Annotated in this window: 14 protein-coding genes; 4 read left to right on the top strand and 10 right to left on the bottom strand. The window is 69.8% G+C overall.

The window, feature by feature from the left end; genetic code table 11:
- Positions 1-13: 13 nt before the first annotated feature.
- The 4 genes from AC0685_RS37950 to AC0685_RS37935 are packed head-to-tail and all read right to left on the bottom strand — an operon-like array spanning position 14 to position 4,492.
- Positions 14-1,315 carry an alpha-L-fucosidase gene (locus AC0685_RS37950; RefSeq protein ID WP_478229901.1) on the bottom strand — a complete coding sequence of 434 codons (1,302 nt, stop codon included), beginning with the start codon at positions 1,313-1,315 and terminating at the stop codon, positions 14-16.
- Positions 1,316-1,347: 32 nt separating this feature from the next.
- Positions 1,348-2,214, bottom strand: coding sequence for a carbohydrate ABC transporter permease (locus AC0685_RS37945; RefSeq protein WP_125690702.1), 867 nt, complete (start codon positions 2,212-2,214; stop codon positions 1,348-1,350).
- Positions 2,211-3,167, bottom strand: coding sequence for a carbohydrate ABC transporter permease (locus tag AC0685_RS37940; protein ID WP_478229900.1), 957 nt, complete (start codon positions 3,165-3,167; stop codon positions 2,211-2,213). Before AC0685_RS37940 ends, AC0685_RS37945 begins: the two co-directional genes overlap by 4 nt.
- Positions 3,164-4,492, bottom strand: a complete 1,329-nt coding sequence (locus AC0685_RS37935) for a sugar ABC transporter substrate-binding protein (RefSeq protein WP_478229899.1) — start codon at positions 4,490-4,492, stop codon at positions 3,164-3,166. The genes AC0685_RS37940 and AC0685_RS37935 overlap by 4 nt, the downstream gene beginning before the upstream one ends.
- 181 nt (positions 4,493-4,673) lie before the next feature.
- Between AC0685_RS37935 and AC0685_RS37930 the strand changes: the two genes are divergently transcribed.
- Together AC0685_RS37930 and AC0685_RS37925 are read left to right on the top strand one after the other, a co-directional pair.
- Positions 4,674-5,681: a hydroxyacid dehydrogenase gene (locus tag AC0685_RS37930; protein ID WP_478229898.1), complete on the top strand. Its 1,008-nt coding sequence runs from the start codon at positions 4,674-4,676 to the stop codon at positions 5,679-5,681.
- 58 nt (positions 5,682-5,739) lie between these two features.
- On the top strand, positions 5,740-6,171 hold the full coding sequence (locus AC0685_RS37925; protein WP_478229897.1) for an alpha/beta fold hydrolase: 432 nt from the start codon (positions 5,740-5,742) through the stop codon (positions 6,169-6,171).
- 586 nt (positions 6,172-6,757) lie between these two features.
- On the opposite strand, the gene AC0685_RS37920 is transcribed toward AC0685_RS37925, so the two are convergent.
- Positions 6,758-7,849, bottom strand: a complete 1,092-nt coding sequence (locus tag AC0685_RS37920) for an aldo/keto reductase (protein WP_478229896.1) — start codon at positions 7,847-7,849, stop codon at positions 6,758-6,760.
- Positions 7,850-7,861: 12 nt separating this feature from the next.
- Positions 7,862-8,335 (bottom strand): DUF6130 family protein, encoded by a 474-nt coding sequence (locus AC0685_RS37915; protein WP_478229895.1) that lies wholly within the window; start codon positions 8,333-8,335, stop codon positions 7,862-7,864.
- 144 nt (positions 8,336-8,479) lie between these two features.
- On the opposite strand from AC0685_RS37915, the gene AC0685_RS37910 reads away from it, so the two are divergent.
- Entirely contained in the window at positions 8,480-8,716 is a 237-nt protein-coding gene (locus tag AC0685_RS37910; protein WP_125678639.1) for a hypothetical protein, read from the top strand.
- A gap of 6 nt (positions 8,717-8,722) precedes the next feature.
- On the opposite strand, the gene AC0685_RS37905 is transcribed toward AC0685_RS37910, so the two are convergent.
- The 4 genes from AC0685_RS37905 to AC0685_RS37890 form a co-directional block, all read right to left on the bottom strand.
- Positions 8,723-9,724, bottom strand: a complete 1,002-nt coding sequence (locus AC0685_RS37905) for a LysR family transcriptional regulator (protein WP_478229894.1) — start codon at positions 9,722-9,724, stop codon at positions 8,723-8,725.
- A complete protein-coding gene (locus AC0685_RS37900; protein WP_478229893.1) occupies positions 9,721-10,362 on the bottom strand; it encodes a sigma-70 family RNA polymerase sigma factor in 642 nt (213 codons plus the stop codon). Before AC0685_RS37900 ends, AC0685_RS37905 begins: the two co-directional genes overlap by 4 nt.
- Positions 10,347-11,693, bottom strand: a complete 1,347-nt coding sequence (locus tag AC0685_RS37895; RefSeq protein ID WP_478229892.1) for an alpha-lytic protease prodomain-containing protein — start codon at positions 11,691-11,693, stop codon at positions 10,347-10,349. Before AC0685_RS37895 ends, AC0685_RS37900 begins: the two co-directional genes overlap by 16 nt.
- A gap of 351 nt (positions 11,694-12,044) precedes the next feature.
- The gene (locus tag AC0685_RS37890; protein WP_478229891.1) at positions 12,045-13,622 is read right to left on the bottom strand and encodes a tannase/feruloyl esterase family alpha/beta hydrolase; all 1,578 of its coding nucleotides are present in this window, start codon (positions 13,620-13,622) and stop codon (positions 12,045-12,047) included.
- Between the two features lie 135 nt (positions 13,623-13,757).
- On the opposite strand from AC0685_RS37890, the gene AC0685_RS37885 reads away from it, so the two are divergent.
- Entirely contained in the window at positions 13,758-16,469 is a 2,712-nt protein-coding gene (locus tag AC0685_RS37885; RefSeq protein WP_478229890.1) for a helix-turn-helix transcriptional regulator, read from the top strand.
- The last annotated feature ends 34 nt before the right edge of the window (positions 16,470-16,503 follow it).

Below are 16,503 nucleotides of genomic sequence, written 5' to 3'. Positions count from 1 at the left end.
GATGCCTCCGTGCTCAATCGGTGGGGAGGGTTTCGGCGGCGGGGCTTTCTTTGCTCAGGAACAGTTCGATCACCGGGACCGGGGTGTCCGGTTTCCGGATGGGGAGTTTCAGGGTGAGCGTGCCTTCCGGCTGCCCGCCCATCTGGGTGTTCTGCGCGGTCTGCCCGGGATCCGTGTGCACCTGCCGGATCTCCGAGGCGTCGTCGAGCAACTGGGCGTAGCGCACCCGCCCGGCGAGCCCGGGCAGGTGGACGTGGTTCATCGGCCAGCTGAACAGGTGCAGATAGAGCCGGTCGCCGCGCTGGGTGTAGCGGCCGTCGGCGGGCGCGGTGAACTCGGCCGGGCCGCAGCCGCGGACGGAGCGTTCGTGCCGGTCCATCCAGCGGCCGATCTCGGCGAGGACTTCGTGCGCACGGGGGTCGATCTCACCCCGGCCGTTCGGGCCGACGTTGAGCAGCAGGTTGCCGTCCTTGGACACGCCGTCGACCAGCATCCGGATGAGCAGTTCCGGGCTCTTGTAGTCGAGGTTGTCGCGGTCGTAACCCCAGCTGCCGTTCAGTGTCTGGCACGCCTCCCACACCACCGGGACGCCGTCGCGGGCCATCGGGCCGGACGGCTGGTACTGCTCCGGGGTGATGAAGTCCCCCGGGATCCCGGTGCGGTCGTTGACCAGGATGCCGGGCTGGAGTTCGCGGACGAGCGCGAGCAGGCCGGGGGAGTCCCAGTCGTCCGGCCCCTTGCCGCCCCACCATTCCTTGCGGCCCTTGTAGGAGAAGTCGAAGAACAGGTAGTCGATCGTGCCGAAGCGGGTGAGCAGTTCGCGCACCTGACCGTGCAGATAGAGCTGGTACTCGGCGATGTCGGCGTACTGGTGCGCCGCGATGTACTCGGCGTCGTCACGGCGGGGATGGGTGCCGTCGACGGGGAACGCGGGGTGATGCCAGTCGATCAACGAGTGGTAGAAGCCGACCTTCAAGCCCTCTTCGCGGCAGGCGTCGACGAACGGGCCGAGCAGATCCTTGCCGTACGGAGTGTTCGTCACCTTGAAGTCGGTGAGGTCGCTGTCCCACAGGCAGAAACCGTCGTGGTGCTTGGTGGTCAGAACGACGTAGGTCATGCCCGCGGCCTTCGCGGCGCGCGCCCAGGAACGCGGGTCGTACTTGTCCGGTTCGAAGTGGTCGAAGTACACCCGGTACTGCTCGTCGGTCAGCTTTTCGCGGTTCTGCACCCATTCGTGCCGGGCGGCGAGGGAATACAGTCCCCAGTGGACGAACATCCCGAACCGGTCGTGGGTGAACCAGACGGTGGAACTCACTGCAGGATCGCTCCTTGATTGTCTTTGGTGACTCAGCCCTTGAGCGCGCCCGAGGCGAGGCCGCGGACGAACGAACGCTGGAAGAACAGGAACGCGGCGACCGACGGGAGCAGCGCCAGCAGCGACGCGGCCATGATCACGCCGGGCGTGACGTTCGTGTCGATCCGCAGGGTCCGCAGGGCCAGCGGCAGGGTGTAGGTCGAAGCATCGGTCGACACCAGCAACGGCAGCAGGTACTGGTCCCAGATCATCGTGAAGCCGAAGACGCCGATCACGCCGAGCGCGGGCTTGCACATCGGGAGGATGATCTGGGCGAAGATCCGCAGGTCGCCGGCCCCGTCGATCCGCGCGGCCTCTTCGAGCTCGCGAGGGACGTCCTTCATGAACTCGGTCATCACCAGGATCGAGAAGGCCCACGCGCCCAGCGGCACGATCATCCCGGCGAGGCTGCCGATCAGGTTCAGATGCACCACCGGCAGATCCGACAGGATCAGCGACAGCGGGATCGCGAGGATCTCCTCCGGGAGCATCAGCGTCGCCAGGATCGCGACCAGCACGAAGGTCATGAACCGGAATTTCTTGCGCGCCAGCGCGTAGCCTGCCAGCACCGAGATCACGACCTGGAGCAGCAGGCCGAAGCCGACCACCAGGAACGAGTTGAGGAGGTACATCCCCACGCCAAGGTCGAAGGCGATGCCGAAGTTGTCCAGCGTCGGGCTGGACGGGACGACGCTCAGCGCCGTCGGATCCGAGACGTCGTTGAACGCGCTGACCAGCAGTGCCAGCAGCGGTCCGGCGAACACGAGGAGCAACAGGGCGTACAGGACGAACTTGAGGATCCGCCCGGCCGGTGACTTGACGGCGTCGAGGCCGAGTGCGGAATCGTTGGCCGCGGTCATGCGTCTCGCCTCCGTCGGAGCACCTGGACGAACAGGGTCAGCACGAGCGTCGCGAGGAACAGCAGGACCGCGCCCGCCGCGCCCACGCCCAGCCGGTTCTGTTCCAGGCCGAGTTTGTAGATCAGGGTCATCGCCACTTCGGTCGAGCCGTTCGGCCCGCCGTTGGTCAGCAGGAACACCTCGGTGAACACCCGCAGGCCGCGGATCGCGGCGAGTACGAACAGGATCGAGAACACCGATCGCAGGCCCGGCAGCGTCACGTGGAGGATCTTGCGCCAGCGGGAGGCACCGTCCACAGTGGCCGCTTCGTAGAGTCCCCTGTCGATTCCGGCGAGGCCCGCGAGGAAGATCATCATGTCGTACGGGGCACCGCGCCAGATCCCGGTGATGATGACCGAGATCATCGAGCTGTCGGGATCGTTGATGAAGCCCGACGGGCCCATCCCGACCAGGCCGAGGATGGAGTTCAGCATCCCGTCCTCGGTCGGGTGGTACATGATGCGCCACAGTTCGGCGACCACCGCGATCGGCACGACCACCGGCAGGAACGCCGCCGACCGCAGGAACTTCAGCCGCTTGCTCTGGCCCTCCATCAGCAGGGCGAGCGCGAGGCCGATGATCATCGACCCCGCGGTCTGCCCGACCGCGATCACGATGGTGTGCCAGATCGCGGAGTGGAACGCCTCGTCACCGAGGACGGTGCTGTAGTTCTGCCCGCCGACCCACTGGTTGCCCAGGTACGGCTGGACGTCCTGGAAGGACATCGTCACCGCGGTGAACATCGGGATGAACTTGAAGTACACGAACAGGATCAGGGCGGGGGCCAGGAACAGCCACGGCGTCCACCACTTCCCGTCGCGGTCGCTGCGCCTGCGGGCCTTCGGCGCGGGTGCCCGCTTGACGGCGGGACGGTCCGCGCCGACGGCCGCCGGCTTGGCGTGATCTACGGTCATGAGGCGCTGATCCCCTGTTGCTGCAAGGTCGCCGCGAGCTTGGTGTCGAGTTTGGACAGTTCCGCCTTGAGATCGAGCTTGCAGTCGGCGACGAGCGCGCTGATCGTGTCGGCGGTGTCCTGGCGGACCGGCGTCCAGTTCGGGATGGACGGCGCGTAGTGGCCGGACTTGGTGTAGATCTCGGCGTAGGTCTTCCAGCGCGGGTCGGAGCGGACCTGGGTGATGTCGACGTTCTTGTTCACCGGAAGCTGCACGATGAAGGCCGATTCGCCCTCCATGCCGATCTTCTGGCCGTCGACCGAGATCGCGAAGTCACCGAAGGCGTCCTGCCCGGCCTGGTTCGGCGAACCGGCCATCATGTAGATCGACAGGCCCTCGGCGAGGACGTCGGCGTTCTTGGCGCCCTTCGGCATCGGGACGACCTCGTACTTGTCCTTGCCGAGCGACTTGTCGAACCGCGGCAGCAGGTACGGGCCGACGACGTACATCCCGGCCTTGCCCGCTTCGAAGGTCTCGTTGGTCGCCGGGGTCGGCATGGTGACCGAACCGGGCTGGATGACGTTGTCCTTGCAGCCGAGGTCGCGGAACCACTGCACCGCGGCCACGGATTCGGGCGTGCTCATCGCCGGCTTGTACTTGCCACCACCGGTCTCGGAGATGAAGTCGCCGCCGGCGGCCCAGAGGAAGTTCGAGAAGTACCAGGAGGCGTAGCCCCGCTTGGTCGACAGCGTCGCGTTCAGGCCCGCGGTGTCGGCCTTGCCGTTGCCGTCGGGGTCGCCGGTGGTGAAGGCCTTGGCGAGGTCCGCCAGCTCGGCCCAGCTCTGCGGGACGCTCTTGCCGAGCTTCTCCCGCCAGTCCTTGCGGATGAGCAGCGCCGAGGCCTGCGCGCTGTAGGGCAGGCCGTACAGCTTGCCGTCCGCGGTCTGGTTCGACTTCAGGGCCTGCTCGGTGAGTTCCGAGGTGTGTTTGATCTTGCCCGGCTCGACCTCGCGGACGAGACCCTGGCTCTTCAGCGTGCCCAGCTGCGTGACGTCGTTCATCACGATGTCCGGCAGGTCGCGCTGGGCGGCCCGCTGGGCGAGCTTCGTCTCGAAGTCGTCGAAGATCGCGGTGACCTGCACCTTGAATCCCGTGGCCTTCTCGAAGGCTTCCGCGAGCCGCTTGGTGGCCTGTTCACCGGGGCCGCCGGGGGTCGTCCGAGTCCACAGTTCCAACGGCGCCTTGGTGTCCTGCGCGACGTTCGTTCCGGCGGGGCCTGCCGAGCAGCCCGAAAGGACCAGCGCTGAGACAGTGAGTCCCACGCCGATCCACCGCGATTTCCGCATCGCATCTCCTGTTCACTGTGGACCACGCTGTCTACCTCGGAGGGGACGGTAAGCGCTTTCCCGGTCTCCGGTCAATGGTCCGATCATTACGAATTTCAATCGCCCCTGGTCGCCTCTGCGTGGGACTCGCCGCGCGTGGACCGGGTCAAGCATCCGATGTATGGTCGCCGCGGAGGTAGGAATGACCGAGCTGCGACACCGGCCGACGGCACTTCTCGTGATGGAGGAACGCCGCCGCGACGACGTTTATCCCGAGGCGGTGCTGAAGGAGATCGAAACGCTGGTGGACCTGCGTGAGCCGCTCACCCGTGAGCGGCTGGCGGAGAACCCGGCGGCACTGGAAGGCGTCGAAATCCTGCTGTCCGGCTGGGGTGCCCCGGTGCTGGACTCCGTCCTCTTGGGACACGCGCGGGACCTGCGGGCCGTGCTCGTCGCCGCCGGCTCGGTCCGGCCGCTGACGACGCCCGAGTTCTGGGCGCGTGAGCTGCCGATCGTGTCGGCCGCGGCCGCGAACGCCGTCCCGGTCGCCGAGTTCACCCTTGCCCAGGTCCTCTTAGGACTCAAGCAGGTGCACCGGATCTCCCGGGAGATCCGGGAGCGGCGGGCCTATCCGCCGGACCCGAGGGTCGCGGGTGCCTACCTGTCCCGGGTCGGGCTGCTCGGCCTCGGCGAGATCGGCGCTCTCGTCGCGTCGCATTTGCGCGGTTTCGACGTGGACGTGCTCGCGAGCGACCCCGTCGTCGACCCGGCGACGGCCGACGGTCTCGGCGTGCGGCTGGTGGGTCTGGACGAACTGTTCACCACGTGTCCCGTGGTCAGCCTGCACGCGCCGCTGCTGCCGGAGACCGAAGGACTGGTCGACGGTGAGCTGGTGGCCAGGATGGGCATCGGTGCGACCTTGATCAACACCGCCCGTGGCGCCGTCGTCGACGAGCCGTCGGTCGTCCCCGTGCTGCGCGAGCGCCCCGATCTCACGGCGATCCTCGACGTCACCTGGCCCGAACCGCCCGAGCCGGACTCGCCGCTGTACACGTTGCCGAACGTGGTGCTCACCCCGCATCTGGCGGGCGCGCTGGGTGCCGAACGCGCTCGGATGGGCGAGCTCGTCGTGCGAGAGCTGCGGCGGTTCGTGCTCGGGCAGCCGCTGGAGCACGCCGTCGCGCCGGACCGGGCACACTTGCGGGCCTGATGCTCGCCGTTCGAGGTCGATGCGCCCGTGGTCCTGCTGCGCGCCTCGGGATGATTTCGTGCCCGGCCGGCCGTCGATCTGCCGGGGCAGCGTCCACACGGAGAAGCACTCGCTCGCGGTGATGGCCGCCGGAGTGGCGGATCTACTGGGGGCGGGTCTGGCCGGCCATTCGCTGGGCGGCCGGGTCGTCGTGCTGCTCGCCCGGCGCCTGGCGGGACGCGGCGGTGTTCCGCCGCACCCGATCGAGTCCTTGGAGCCGTTGGTACCCGATCGACTGGCGCTGATCGACCTGATCATGGCCTGGATCGGCTCGCCGCGATCACCGCGCCGACCCGTTGGTCAGCGGCGGGCAGGCCAGTACGTCACCAGGGTGTCGCTGGAACGGATGTGGGTACTGACTCCGGGCTGCCGTCTGGTGACCATCGAGGGCGCGGGCATCGGATGCACGGCGCCAAGCCGGGGAGTTCCTCGGTCCGGCGTGCTCCGGTGACCTGGCTTGGGTGCTGCCGCGCCCTGCCGGCGATCTCGCGGAGAGGAGTCGTATAACGGCCTATACCGTGTCACCGGTAGGCATGGCGAGCGTGGGGCGTTGCCGCGAAACGGCGACGGCCACGGAGCGCGATGGGGTTGGGCCGCCATGCGGCATGGTCACGGGTGGCCTGTCGCCGGGAATCGGCGATGCCGAGCAGTGACGGGAAGGCCGCCTTCGTAACGCCTGCGGCCTGTTGCCGCGAAACGGCGACTTGCTGGGGTTGTCGAGGCATGGGATCAGGGTTGCGCCGGGACCAGCCGTGGGTCGTTGCCGCGAAACGGCGACGGCCGCAGCAGTTGGACTCCAGGGCCGCCTCGATGGGTAGCCGCGAATTGGCGACGTTCCGGGTGGCCCACGCCCCGTTGCCGCGAATCGGCGACGGCCACGGATAACGGCGAGAACCGTGGCGGCACCGCGACATGATCCCCGACGGCTTGTCGCCGAAAACCGGCGACGCCAAGCGGCGGCGTGAGGCCCTCCACAACCCGGCCCCAGGCCTGTTGCCGCGAAACGGCGACAGACCGTGGGCACGCCGATGGTCAGCTCACCAGTTCCGCACCGCGGGCGCGTACCCCGCCGGCTTGTCCCCGACCTTCACCCCGGGGCTGATCACCCAGTTCTGATACGCGGGCGTGAACATCCGGTACACCGACTCCGGCGGGACGGCACTGGCCTCGTCGAGGAGCGCCCGCAGGTCCGGCGGAAGCGTGAAGTCCAGTGCGGCCATGCTCTTGCCCAGCTGATCGGCGCTGCTCGCCCCGACGATCGCGGCCGCGACGCCCGGCTGGGTCGCGACCCAGTTGATCGCGACCTGGGCCATCGTGACGCCGAGTTCGTCAGCGACCTTCTCCAGCGGTTTCAGCAGTGCCCAGTCGCGGTCCGTCCACGACTTCCCGGCGTTCCCCGGATCGCTCAGCCTGCCGTCACCGCTCGTGGTCTCGCCGGTCTGGCGGTACTTGCCGGTGAGGAACCCGCCGGCCAGCGGGCTCCACGCGGTGATGCCGAGCCCGAGATGCTGTCCCATCGGCACGTGCTCGGTCTCGATCGTCCGTTCCACGAGCGAGTAGGGCAGCTGGAGATTGACGGCCGGGGTGAGCGCGTTCGCCTCGGCGAAGCTCTGCGCCCGGGCGGCGTACCAGGCGGGTACGTCGGAGAGCCCGGCGTAGCGGATCTTCCCCGCGCGCACCAGGTCGTCGAACGTGCGCATCACCTCTTCCGCCGGTGTGACGCGGTCCCAGGTGTGCAGCAGGAAGAGGTCGACGTGGTCGGTGCCCAGCCGTCGCAACGACGCTTCCAGCGCCCTGATCAGGTGCTTGCGCCCGTTGCCGCCCGCGTTCGGGTCGCCGGGGTCGACGCTGTTGGTGTACTTGGTGGTGAGCACGACCCTGTCGCGCACCTTCGCCTCGGCGATGAGGCGGCCGAGGATGGTCTCGCTCTCACCCGCGGTGTAGAAGTCCGCGGTGTCGATGAAGTTCCCGCCCGCCTCCAGGTACTTGCGGAAGATCGGGCGGACGTCGTCCTCGGATTTCCCGTACGCGGCGTGGAAACCGCCGGTACCGAAGTTCATCGTTCCGAGCGCGATCCGGCTGACGCGCAGTCCGGAGCGGCCGAGCAGGTAGTACTGATCCAGTGTCATGAAAGCGTCTCCTCAGTGGTGTCCGGTGTGGGCGGGAACGACGAAGTCCACGGTCTTCTGGTCGAGGACCTTGTGCGTCGGGTCGGCGAGACCGATCCACACCTTGTGCGGTCCCGCGGGCAGCGACTGGATGATCAGCGGTTCGCCGCTGCCGTCGGCCCAGTGCCACGCCGCGTCGTCGACGGTCACGTGGATATGGCCGATCCGGGGTGTGACGTCCAGTGCGGCGGGGCCGTACACCGGGACGATCCGGAGGTTCTCCGCCCGGTACCGCAGCACGACCAGGCCCATCGCGAGCTGCTCTGGCAACGGCGCGTCCACGACCAGCGACGGCGGCGGCTGGGAAGGCAACGGCACCACGGGAGCCGGCGACCAGCCGGCGGCCGTGGCGGGGGGAGCGGTCACCGGCGGAGCGGGCGAGGGGGCACCGCACGCGGCGGTGAGCAGGACGGCGGCGGCGAGGACGGTCTTTCCCAGTACGGGCATGAATTCACGCTAAGACGGCCGAAGGGGCCGCGGCGCCCGTCGGACGACGTCATCGGTGTACGTCACCGTGACACGTTCCGGTGATCACCACGTGAACCGACCGGATCCGGGGAACACGGGGGCATCGACGGAAGGGAGAGCACGATGAAGACTCGAATCGCCGCGCTGGCGGCCGCGGTCACGTTCTTGGGCGCCGTCACCGCCTCGCCCGCAATGGCGGACCCGGTGCCCGGCAGCCCGAACCAGTTCTACGCGTCGTGCGCGGTCGATCTGCTGGGCGTGCCGGTGGGCTGCCTCGAGACCGACGAAGCGCACGCGACGCATATCTGTCAGTACGTGCTCACGGCCTTCGGCCTCGGTCTCGACTGCATCCAGCGCTGAATCCGGTCAGGTGCCGAGCCAGCCGGGGTTGGCGGCCGCCCACTCGGGAAGCCGATGCCGGATCGCGGCGGGCTCGGTGATCGCGTCCACCAGTCCGCTTCGGACAGTGGGCACGTCAATGGACGAGCCGTCCCGCCACAGCAGGAGATGCCGCGTCCTCAGCGGCACACCCCGCAGCGCCACCACCGGGCCCGGGATCGTGGAACCGGAATCGAGGGAGCGGGCGGGCGCCACCGCGCGCGGTTCGTGCCGGACGCTCTGCCGCAACGCCATCGGATCCAGCTTCCGCACGGTGATCTCGCCTAGGCCGGCGCGGGCGCACTGGTCGGTCAGGTGAGCGTGGAGCTCGTCGTCTTCGTCCGACGGCATCAGCCAGACCGAGCCGTCGAGCTCGGCCAGGGACACCTCGCCGAGTCCGGCGGCGGGATGGTCCGGGGACACGACCACGAAGACCGGCTCCGTGCCGACAGGAAGCATGTGGACGCCGTCGGGCGGAACGATCTCCTGCCCGGGGTGATCCTTGTACAGCGCCAATTCGACCGTGCCGTCGACCAGCGCCGAGAACAACGCCGTCCGGCTGGTCACGGCCAGCAGTTCGACGGGACGGCCACGAGCCGCCGCGGCGACCACACCGCTCAGCGTCTCGGCGAAGACGGTCGGAAGCGCGCCGATCCGGAGCAGTCCCTCGGAAGGCGCGCTGTGGAACCGGCGGATCGCCAGTTCGAGGTCGTCCGCCGCGGCCAGTACCCGGCGCGCGTGGTTCAGGAGCACCTCGCCCAGCGCGGTGGGCCGCACGCCGTGCCGGTCGCGTTCGAACACCGTCCGTTCCAATGCCCGTTCGACTCGGTGGAGCTGCGTGCTCAACGCGGGCTGGGAGAGCCCGAGTGCGGTCGCGGCCTTCGCGATGCTGCCCGCCGACGCGATGGCGTCGAGGAGGCGCAGATGCCGGACATCGATCTCCGCCGGCCAGGTGTGGCCGTCCCCGGGACCGATCAGGGGGCTGATCACAGGTCGTCCTCGCTGATGATCGTGCGGAGTTTGTGCAGGGCGCGATGCTGGGCGACCCGGACCAGGCCGGGGCTCACTCGCAGGACCGCGCCCGCCTCGGGCGCCGTCATGCCGACCGTGATCCGCAGCCGGAGGATCTCCTGCTGGATACCGGGCAGGGTGCTCATCAGCCGCGTCAACCGGTCGTGGCCGTCGGCGGCCAGCGCCTGCCACTCGGGTTCGTTGGGTTCGGGCGTCGCGCGTTCGGGCGGATCGGGCGTGGGTTCCGACTTGTCCCGGGCTCGCCGCCGGAAAGCGGCGGCGACCTTCCTTGCCGCGATTCCCAGGACGGCGGTGAGGAAAGACCCGCCGGTGGTCCGCGCGGTGGGCAGGCCGCTGAGCACGGCGAGACAGGTCTCCTGCGCGACGTCGTCCGCGGCGATCTCCCGCGCGTCGGTTCCGTCCATCCGGCTCCGGCAGTAGTCCGCGACCACCGGCTGGACGATGTTCATCAGCTCGTTCGTCGCCGCGGGGTCGCCGCGGCGGGCGCGGGGGACGAGGGATTCGAGATCCGCCGTCAGCGCGCCGTCGTCAGGGGGAGGAGCCGCCCCCGGCGAGGTGAGGTCGCCGGGGGCGGTCCAGGTCAGGCGAGTTCCCAAAGCGCGGGCACGTTCGGCGGTTCCCAGCCGGGCATGGAGGTGTGCGGCTGGATGACCCGGTAGTTGCTGCCGCCGTAGCTGGCGGTCGCGCCGGAGCCGTAGTACGTGTACGGCGCCCAGGTGCCGCCCGGCGGGTTCGACGTCGTCGGGCTGGTCGGGGTGGTGGGCGTGGTCGGCGTCGTGGTGGTGCTGGACGGCGGGTTGCCGCTGACCGTCAGACGCAGGTTGTAGACGCTCAGGATCTCCGAAATCGGCTGGAAGTAGATGGTGCCGCCGGAGGTGCAGTTGCCGGAGCCACCGGAGGTGACGCCCTGCGCCTGGTCGCCGGTGATCCACGAACCGCCGGAGTCACCGGGCTCGGCGCAGGCGTTGGTCCGGGTCAGGCCGGTGATGGTGCCCTCGGGGTAGGTGACCGAGGTGTTCTTCTGCAGGATGGTGCCGCAGCGCCAGCCGGTGGTGGAGCCGGAGCGGCACACCGACGAGTTGACCGGGGCCTCGGTCGAACCGGCGACCGGCACGGTGCCGGGGTAGCGGTTCACCAGCGGGCGCGGGGTGTTGCCCGCGTCGGCGCGGACCCAGGCGTAGTCGTTGCCGGGGAAGCTGGAGCCGGCGACGGTTCCGCTGGGGTTCGAGGTGCGGGTGCCGGTGGTGCCGCAGTGCCCGGCGGTCACGAAGCCGCCGTCGACCGCGAAACCGATGGAGCAGCGGCCCGAGCCGAAGGTGTAGGCGTTGCCGCCGATGATGTCGATCAGCGCACGCGGCTGTTCGGTGCTGGCCTCGACCCGGACCAGGTCGGACGGCACACCGGCCTCGGCAGCCCACGATTTCGCGGCGGATTCGCCACCGGCGTTGGCGAGGACGACGATCGAGTTGGTGGTGACGTCGGTGAACCAGCCCGGCACGGTCTTCGGTGCCTTGGCGGACTTGGCGTCGAGCCGCAGCTTCGCCGCGTCGAGATCGGCGGCACTGCGGGCGACCGTCTTCGGGGTGGCGCCCGCGGCACGGACGAGGTCGCCCACGGCGGCGTCGGTGACCGCCACGGTCAGCGTGGTCCCGGAGCCGTCGAGCCACGATCCGGCGTATGACGTGCCGAGCTGCTTCTTCAGCGTGTTGTCGGCGACCGCGGCGCGCTGTTCGCTCGCGAGCCGGAGCTTGGCCTGTTCCGGGCTGATCTTGAGGTCGCGGGCCATCGCGGCCAGCATTTCGGACTGGGACTGGTCACCGGAGGCGGCCTGCTGACCGGCGCTCGCGTTGGGGGTGAGGGCGATGGCGGTGACCAGGCCTGCCCCGGCTATGGCCGCGGCTGTGGCGGCTAAGATCTTTCTGTTCATTTCAACGCTTTCCTCGAAACGGGCGGGGGAGGGGATTCGTCCCCGACCGTACGAGGCGGATCACGCAACTGGTACATACCATTTGGGTCATATCGCCCGGCTGGAACGCGGGGTGATATGGCGGTGATCCGTGCTGATCCGCGTGGCGATTCCGTTGCGGTGCAACGGTTCAGCCGCTGCCGGCGGAAAGGCGGCACCGACGTTTGAGGCGCTTCGCCGCAATGTCCACTGTCGTCCATACCGTACTTTTGAGGGGTAGGGCAAAGGGGACGGCGGAACTTCTCACAGTGTGGGGAAGTGCCCGTCGTGCCGGAGGGGGCGACGGCACGACGGGCACTGGTGTGCGGGGCCTCAGTGGCCGGTGCAGCGGTAGCTCGTGGCCACCGCGGGATCACCGTGGCCGCGGTATCGCGAGACCTGCGGATACGGGCAGAGATCACGGGTGACGGTCTTGTCGCCGTTCGCCGCGGGCAGGGTCGACGGCACCTTGCCGTGTTCGACCCAGTCGACGAGCGCGCCCAGCGCGTTCGTCGGCGCGGCACCCGCGCCACCGGAGCAGTGCGCGACACCCGGCGCGAGGAACAGCCGGTAGAAGTCGTTGACCCGCTTCGGGCCGCCCATCTCACGCTCGACCTCGCGGCGGTACTGCAGCGTGCCGCCCGGCGGGATCAGCTGGTCGTCGGTGCCGACGAAGGTGATCAGCTTGCCGCCCGCCCGGCGGAACGCCGACAGATCGGGGTCCGAGGTCCCGATGATGTCGTCGTACTCCCGCACCGACTGGCGGAACAGGTCGGCGAACTGGCGATAGGTGAGCGTCTCCGTGTCGAATCCGGGCTGCTTCTTCAGGAACGTCCGCACCCAGCCCGTGGCCACCGGGAAGCCGGGAGCGGTCGTCACCGGGCCGAAGTCGGCGCCTTTGGGAAGGCCGGCCCAGAGCCGTCGTCCGTGCTCGTCGGACGGCCCGGCCCAGATCTTCCGGACGACTTCGGCGTCCGCCGCGGTGACGGTGACCTCCCTGTCGCCGCAGAGCACCTCCGTGCCGACGAGCGATCGAGGGTCGTAGCCGCATTCGTCCGGCCGGTCCACGATGCCGTCGGTGACTCCGTCCCGGCCGTCGCAGGCCTTGATCGCCGCCTGCTGGAAGGCGGTGAAGACACAGGTCGCCGGGAAGGTCTTCTCCTGGTTCATCACGACTCGCGGCCAGAGGGTCGCGACCGCGAACTCCGCCCAGTGCACGGCGGGAGCGTTCGCCAGGACGCCGTCGAAGTCTCCCGGGTACCGTTGCGCTTCGGAGTAACCCTGACGGCCTCCTGTCGAGCATCCGTTCCAGTACGAGTAGCCGACTTCCCGCTGGTAGAACTTCTGCGTCACGTCCTTGCCGATGAGGGCCGCTTCGTGCACGGAACGGGTCGCGAAGTTCGTCACCAGGGGCTTGTCGATCTCGCCCTGGGGAGTGAGTGCCCATGAGGTGTCGAGGAACGTCAGTGGAACGCCGGCGTCGGTCGTCACGCCGCTGTAGCCGTCCTTGACGGCCTGGATCAGCGGGGCACCGAAGTCACCGGCGGTGTAGGCGCTGCCGCCGACCGCCTGGAGCCTGCCCGTCCACCCGGTCCGCGGCATTGCGACGGCGACCTTGACATGGTCACCCGCCTTGCCGTGGGTCAGGGTGACGGTGATTTCGCAGTACGCGGGCACGTCCGCGATCGCGGACGGAGCCGAGAACGGGGTGGGCGGGAACGTGACGGTCCCGCCAGGCTTCTGCTCAGCCTGGACCGACTCGATTCGCGTGCCCTCGGGCGCCGAGACGGGGACCGCCGAGCACGACGTCGCCGCCGCTTCGGCGGGCGCCGTCTGCGTGACCGAGGTCAGCACGAGCGGCAGCAGGGCGGCCAGCGGCGCCACCGCCAGGAACAACTTCTTGCGTCTCATCACCTTCCCGAAGCTAGGCCGATCGTGTCGACACGCCGTCTACATCCTGTGGACGCCGCCGGGGAGTCCTAACCGGACCGTTTGGGTATCGTCGGACGGGCGGCCGCCCACGGCCGAGGGGAGGAATGCCGCACCATGCCGCTTTTCGGACGGGAAGCCGAGCTGAAGGACCTGGCTGAGCTCGTCGACGGGCCCGCCGCGGGTTGCGGTGGTGTCCTCGTCCAGGGCGAACCGGGTATCGGCAAGTCCGCCGTCGTGGCGGAGGCGGTGGCCGCCGCGACGGTCGGGGGCCTGCGGGTGTTGCGCACGACCGGCGTCGAGGCCGAACGGAACTACGCGTACGCCGCCCTGCACCAGCTGCTCCATCCGATCCGGGCCGGTGCCGACACCCTGCCCGCGCCGCAGCGTTCCGCGCTCTGGGCGGCGCTGGGGCTCGCCGAAGCGGGCGAGCCCAACGCGTACCTGGTCGGGCTCGCCGCGTTGACGCTGCTTTCGGACGAAGCGGCGGCCAAGCCGTTGCTGATCGTCGCCGAGGACGTCCACTGGATGGACCGCGAGAGCGCCGACGCGCTCGCGTTCGTCGCCAGGCGGATCGAGACGGAGCCGATCGTGCTGATCGCGACCGTCCGGGACGGGGAGCCGTCGCCGCTGCGCGACGCGGGACTGTCCTCAATGGACCTGGAGCGCCTTCCCGGCGACGTGGCGGCCGAGTTGCTCGACTCCGTCGCTCCCGGACTCTCCTCGCCGGTCCGGTCCAGGGTGCTCGCCGAAGCCGCCGGGAATCCGCTGGCCCTGACCGAGTTGCCGTCGGCCGTGACCGAGGCGCCCGGGCCCGTGCTGCCGCTGACCGAACGGCTCGAGCGGACGTTCGGGGACCGGTTCACCGCGCTGCCGGAACCGGCCCGGACGACTTCGCTGGTCGCCGCGCTCAACGAGACCGGCTCGCTCGCCGAGACACTCGCGGCGGCAGGCGCGTTGCTGGGTGAGGACGTCGAGCCGTCGGCACTGGCACCGGCCGCCGATGCCCGGTTGATCGACCTCGAAGCGCGGGCGGTCTCGTTCCGGCATCCGCTGATGCGCTCGGCGATCCCGGCTTCGGTGCCGTTCGAGGAACTGCGCCGCGCGCACCTGAGCCTCGCCGACGTCTTCCGCGGGCGGCCGGATCGCAGCGCTTGGCATCGGGCGGCCGCCGCGACCGGCGCCGACGAGGACGTGGCCCGGGAGCTGGAGCACGCCGCCGATCGCGCCCGGCACCGCGGCGGAGCGACGGCCGCCGTCGCGGCGCTGGAGCAAGCGGCGCTGGTGAGCGGCGATCCGGAACGGCGGGCGGACAGGTTGCTGCGCGCTGCCGAGCTGGCCGTCGACTCCGGCGGTCGCGAGACGGCGGAACGGCTCGTCCGGGACGCCCGCGCGGGAGAACTCACGCCACGGCAACGAGCGACGGCGAGCTGGTTGCTCAGCGGGTTCGAGGACGGTGTCCGCGAGGACCTGTCGCGGATCGCGGAACTGGCGCGGCTGGCCGAATCGGTCGCGGAGGACGGACAGCCGGATCCGGCGATGCGTGTCCTGTGGGGTGCCGCGATGCGCTGTTTCTGGGCCGAACCCGGTGAAGACACGCGGCGAACGCTGCTGGCCGTCGCGGACCGCCTCCCGGTCGAGAACTCGGACCCGCGCCTGGTCGCCGTCGCCGCCTACGTGGCGCCGTTCGACCGGGCCGGATCGGTGCTCGCCGAGCTGCGCGAACTCGCCGCCGTCACCGGTGCCGATCCCGAGGTCGACCGTTTTCTCGGCAGCGCGTCGCTACAGGTCGGCGCGGTCGATCTGGCGGCCCGGTTCTCGGCGGCCGCGGCGCCGGGGCTGCGGGCACAGGGCAGGCTAGGCCTGCTGCCGCGAGCGCTGGCGGTCCAGGCGTGGAGCCGGGTCCGGCTCGGCGACCTCGCCGCGGCCGTGCCGGCCGCGGCGGAAGCGGCCAAATTCGCCAAGGAGACAGGGCAACCGTTCATGTACGGCCTCGCCACCGCCGTACAGGCCGAGATCGCCGCGCTGCGGGGTGAACACAAACAGGCCAAGGCCCTTGCCGACGAGGCCGAGCGGACCGCGCTCGCCGCCGGTGCCCGTCCGGTGCTGGCGACCGTGCAGCTCGCCAGAGGGATCACCGCGTCGAGCGAGGGCCGCTTCGACGACGCTTTCGCCGATCTGCGGCGCCTGTTCGACCCCGCCGATCCCGCCTTCCAACTGGCGCTGCGCGTCTACTTCGTCGCGGAACTCACCGAGGTCGCGATCCGGGCGGGTCAGGTCGAGGCCCTGCGCGAGATCGTCGCGGAGATGGAACAGCTCGCACTGGTCACCCCGGCACCCGCGTTGCACGTCGGCTTGCGCTTCGCCCGCGCCGTGCTCGAACCGAGCGACGAACTGTTCGGGACCGCACTGCGGGCGGAGCTGGACGGCTGGCCCGCCGAACGCGGTCGGCTGCACCTGGCCTACGGCGAATGGCTACGGCGGCAGCGGCGCGCCGTGGACTCACGGGCGCACCTGCGCACAGCGCGGGAGACGTTCGACGCGCTCGGCATGACCGCGTGGGCCGAACGCGCGCGTCGTGAACTCCGCAGCGCCGGGGAGTCCAGCCCCAACCGTGGTCCCGACGCGCGGGAGAAACTGACCCCGCACGAGCTGAGCATCGTGCAGCTGGCCGCGGAGGGCCTGACGAACCGGGAGATCGGGCAGCGCCTCTACCTGTCGCACCGGACGGTCGGCACGCACCTGCACCGGATCTTCCCCAAGCTTGGGGTGAAGTCCCGGGCGGAGCTCAAGGGTGCGTTGGGGCTCGTGAGTGGCAAGGACGGTTAGTGCCAAGGGTGTCTTAGGTACCTACTGGATGTGG

This window comes from Amycolatopsis sp. NPDC043889 (assembly GCF_056435645.1).
This window is presented reverse-complemented; position numbering and strand designations above follow the sequence as displayed.

Bases quoted from the DNA above. Each gene is read 5' to 3' on its own strand.
- AC0685_RS37945 (WP_125690702.1), bottom strand. From the start codon at position 2,214: ATGACCGCGGCCAACGATTCCGCACTCGGCCTCGACGCCGTCAAGTCA.
- AC0685_RS37895 (WP_478229892.1), bottom strand. From the start codon at position 11,693: ATGAACAGAAAGATCTTAGCCGCCACAGCCGCGGCCATAGCCGGGGCA.
- AC0685_RS37885 (WP_478229890.1), top strand. From the start codon at position 13,758: ATGCCGCTTTTCGGACGGGAAGCCGAGCTGAAGGACCTGGCTGAGCTC.
- AC0685_RS37930 (WP_478229898.1), top strand. From the start codon at position 4,674: ATGACCGAGCTGCGACACCGGCCGACGGCACTTCTCGTGATGGAGGAA.
- AC0685_RS37935 (WP_478229899.1), bottom strand. From the start codon at position 4,492: ATGCGGAAATCGCGGTGGATCGGCGTGGGACTCACTGTCTCAGCGCTG.
- AC0685_RS37910 (WP_125678639.1), top strand. From the start codon at position 8,480: ATGAAGACTCGAATCGCCGCGCTGGCGGCCGCGGTCACGTTCTTGGGC.
- AC0685_RS37920 (WP_478229896.1), bottom strand. From the start codon at position 7,849: ATGACACTGGATCAGTACTACCTGCTCGGCCGCTCCGGACTGCGCGTC.
- AC0685_RS37890 (WP_478229891.1), bottom strand. From the start codon at position 13,622: ATGAGACGCAAGAAGTTGTTCCTGGCGGTGGCGCCGCTGGCCGCCCTG.
- AC0685_RS37915 (WP_478229895.1), bottom strand. From the start codon at position 8,335: ATGCCCGTACTGGGAAAGACCGTCCTCGCCGCCGCCGTCCTGCTCACC.
- AC0685_RS37940 (WP_478229900.1), bottom strand. From the start codon at position 3,167: ATGACCGTAGATCACGCCAAGCCGGCGGCCGTCGGCGCGGACCGTCCC.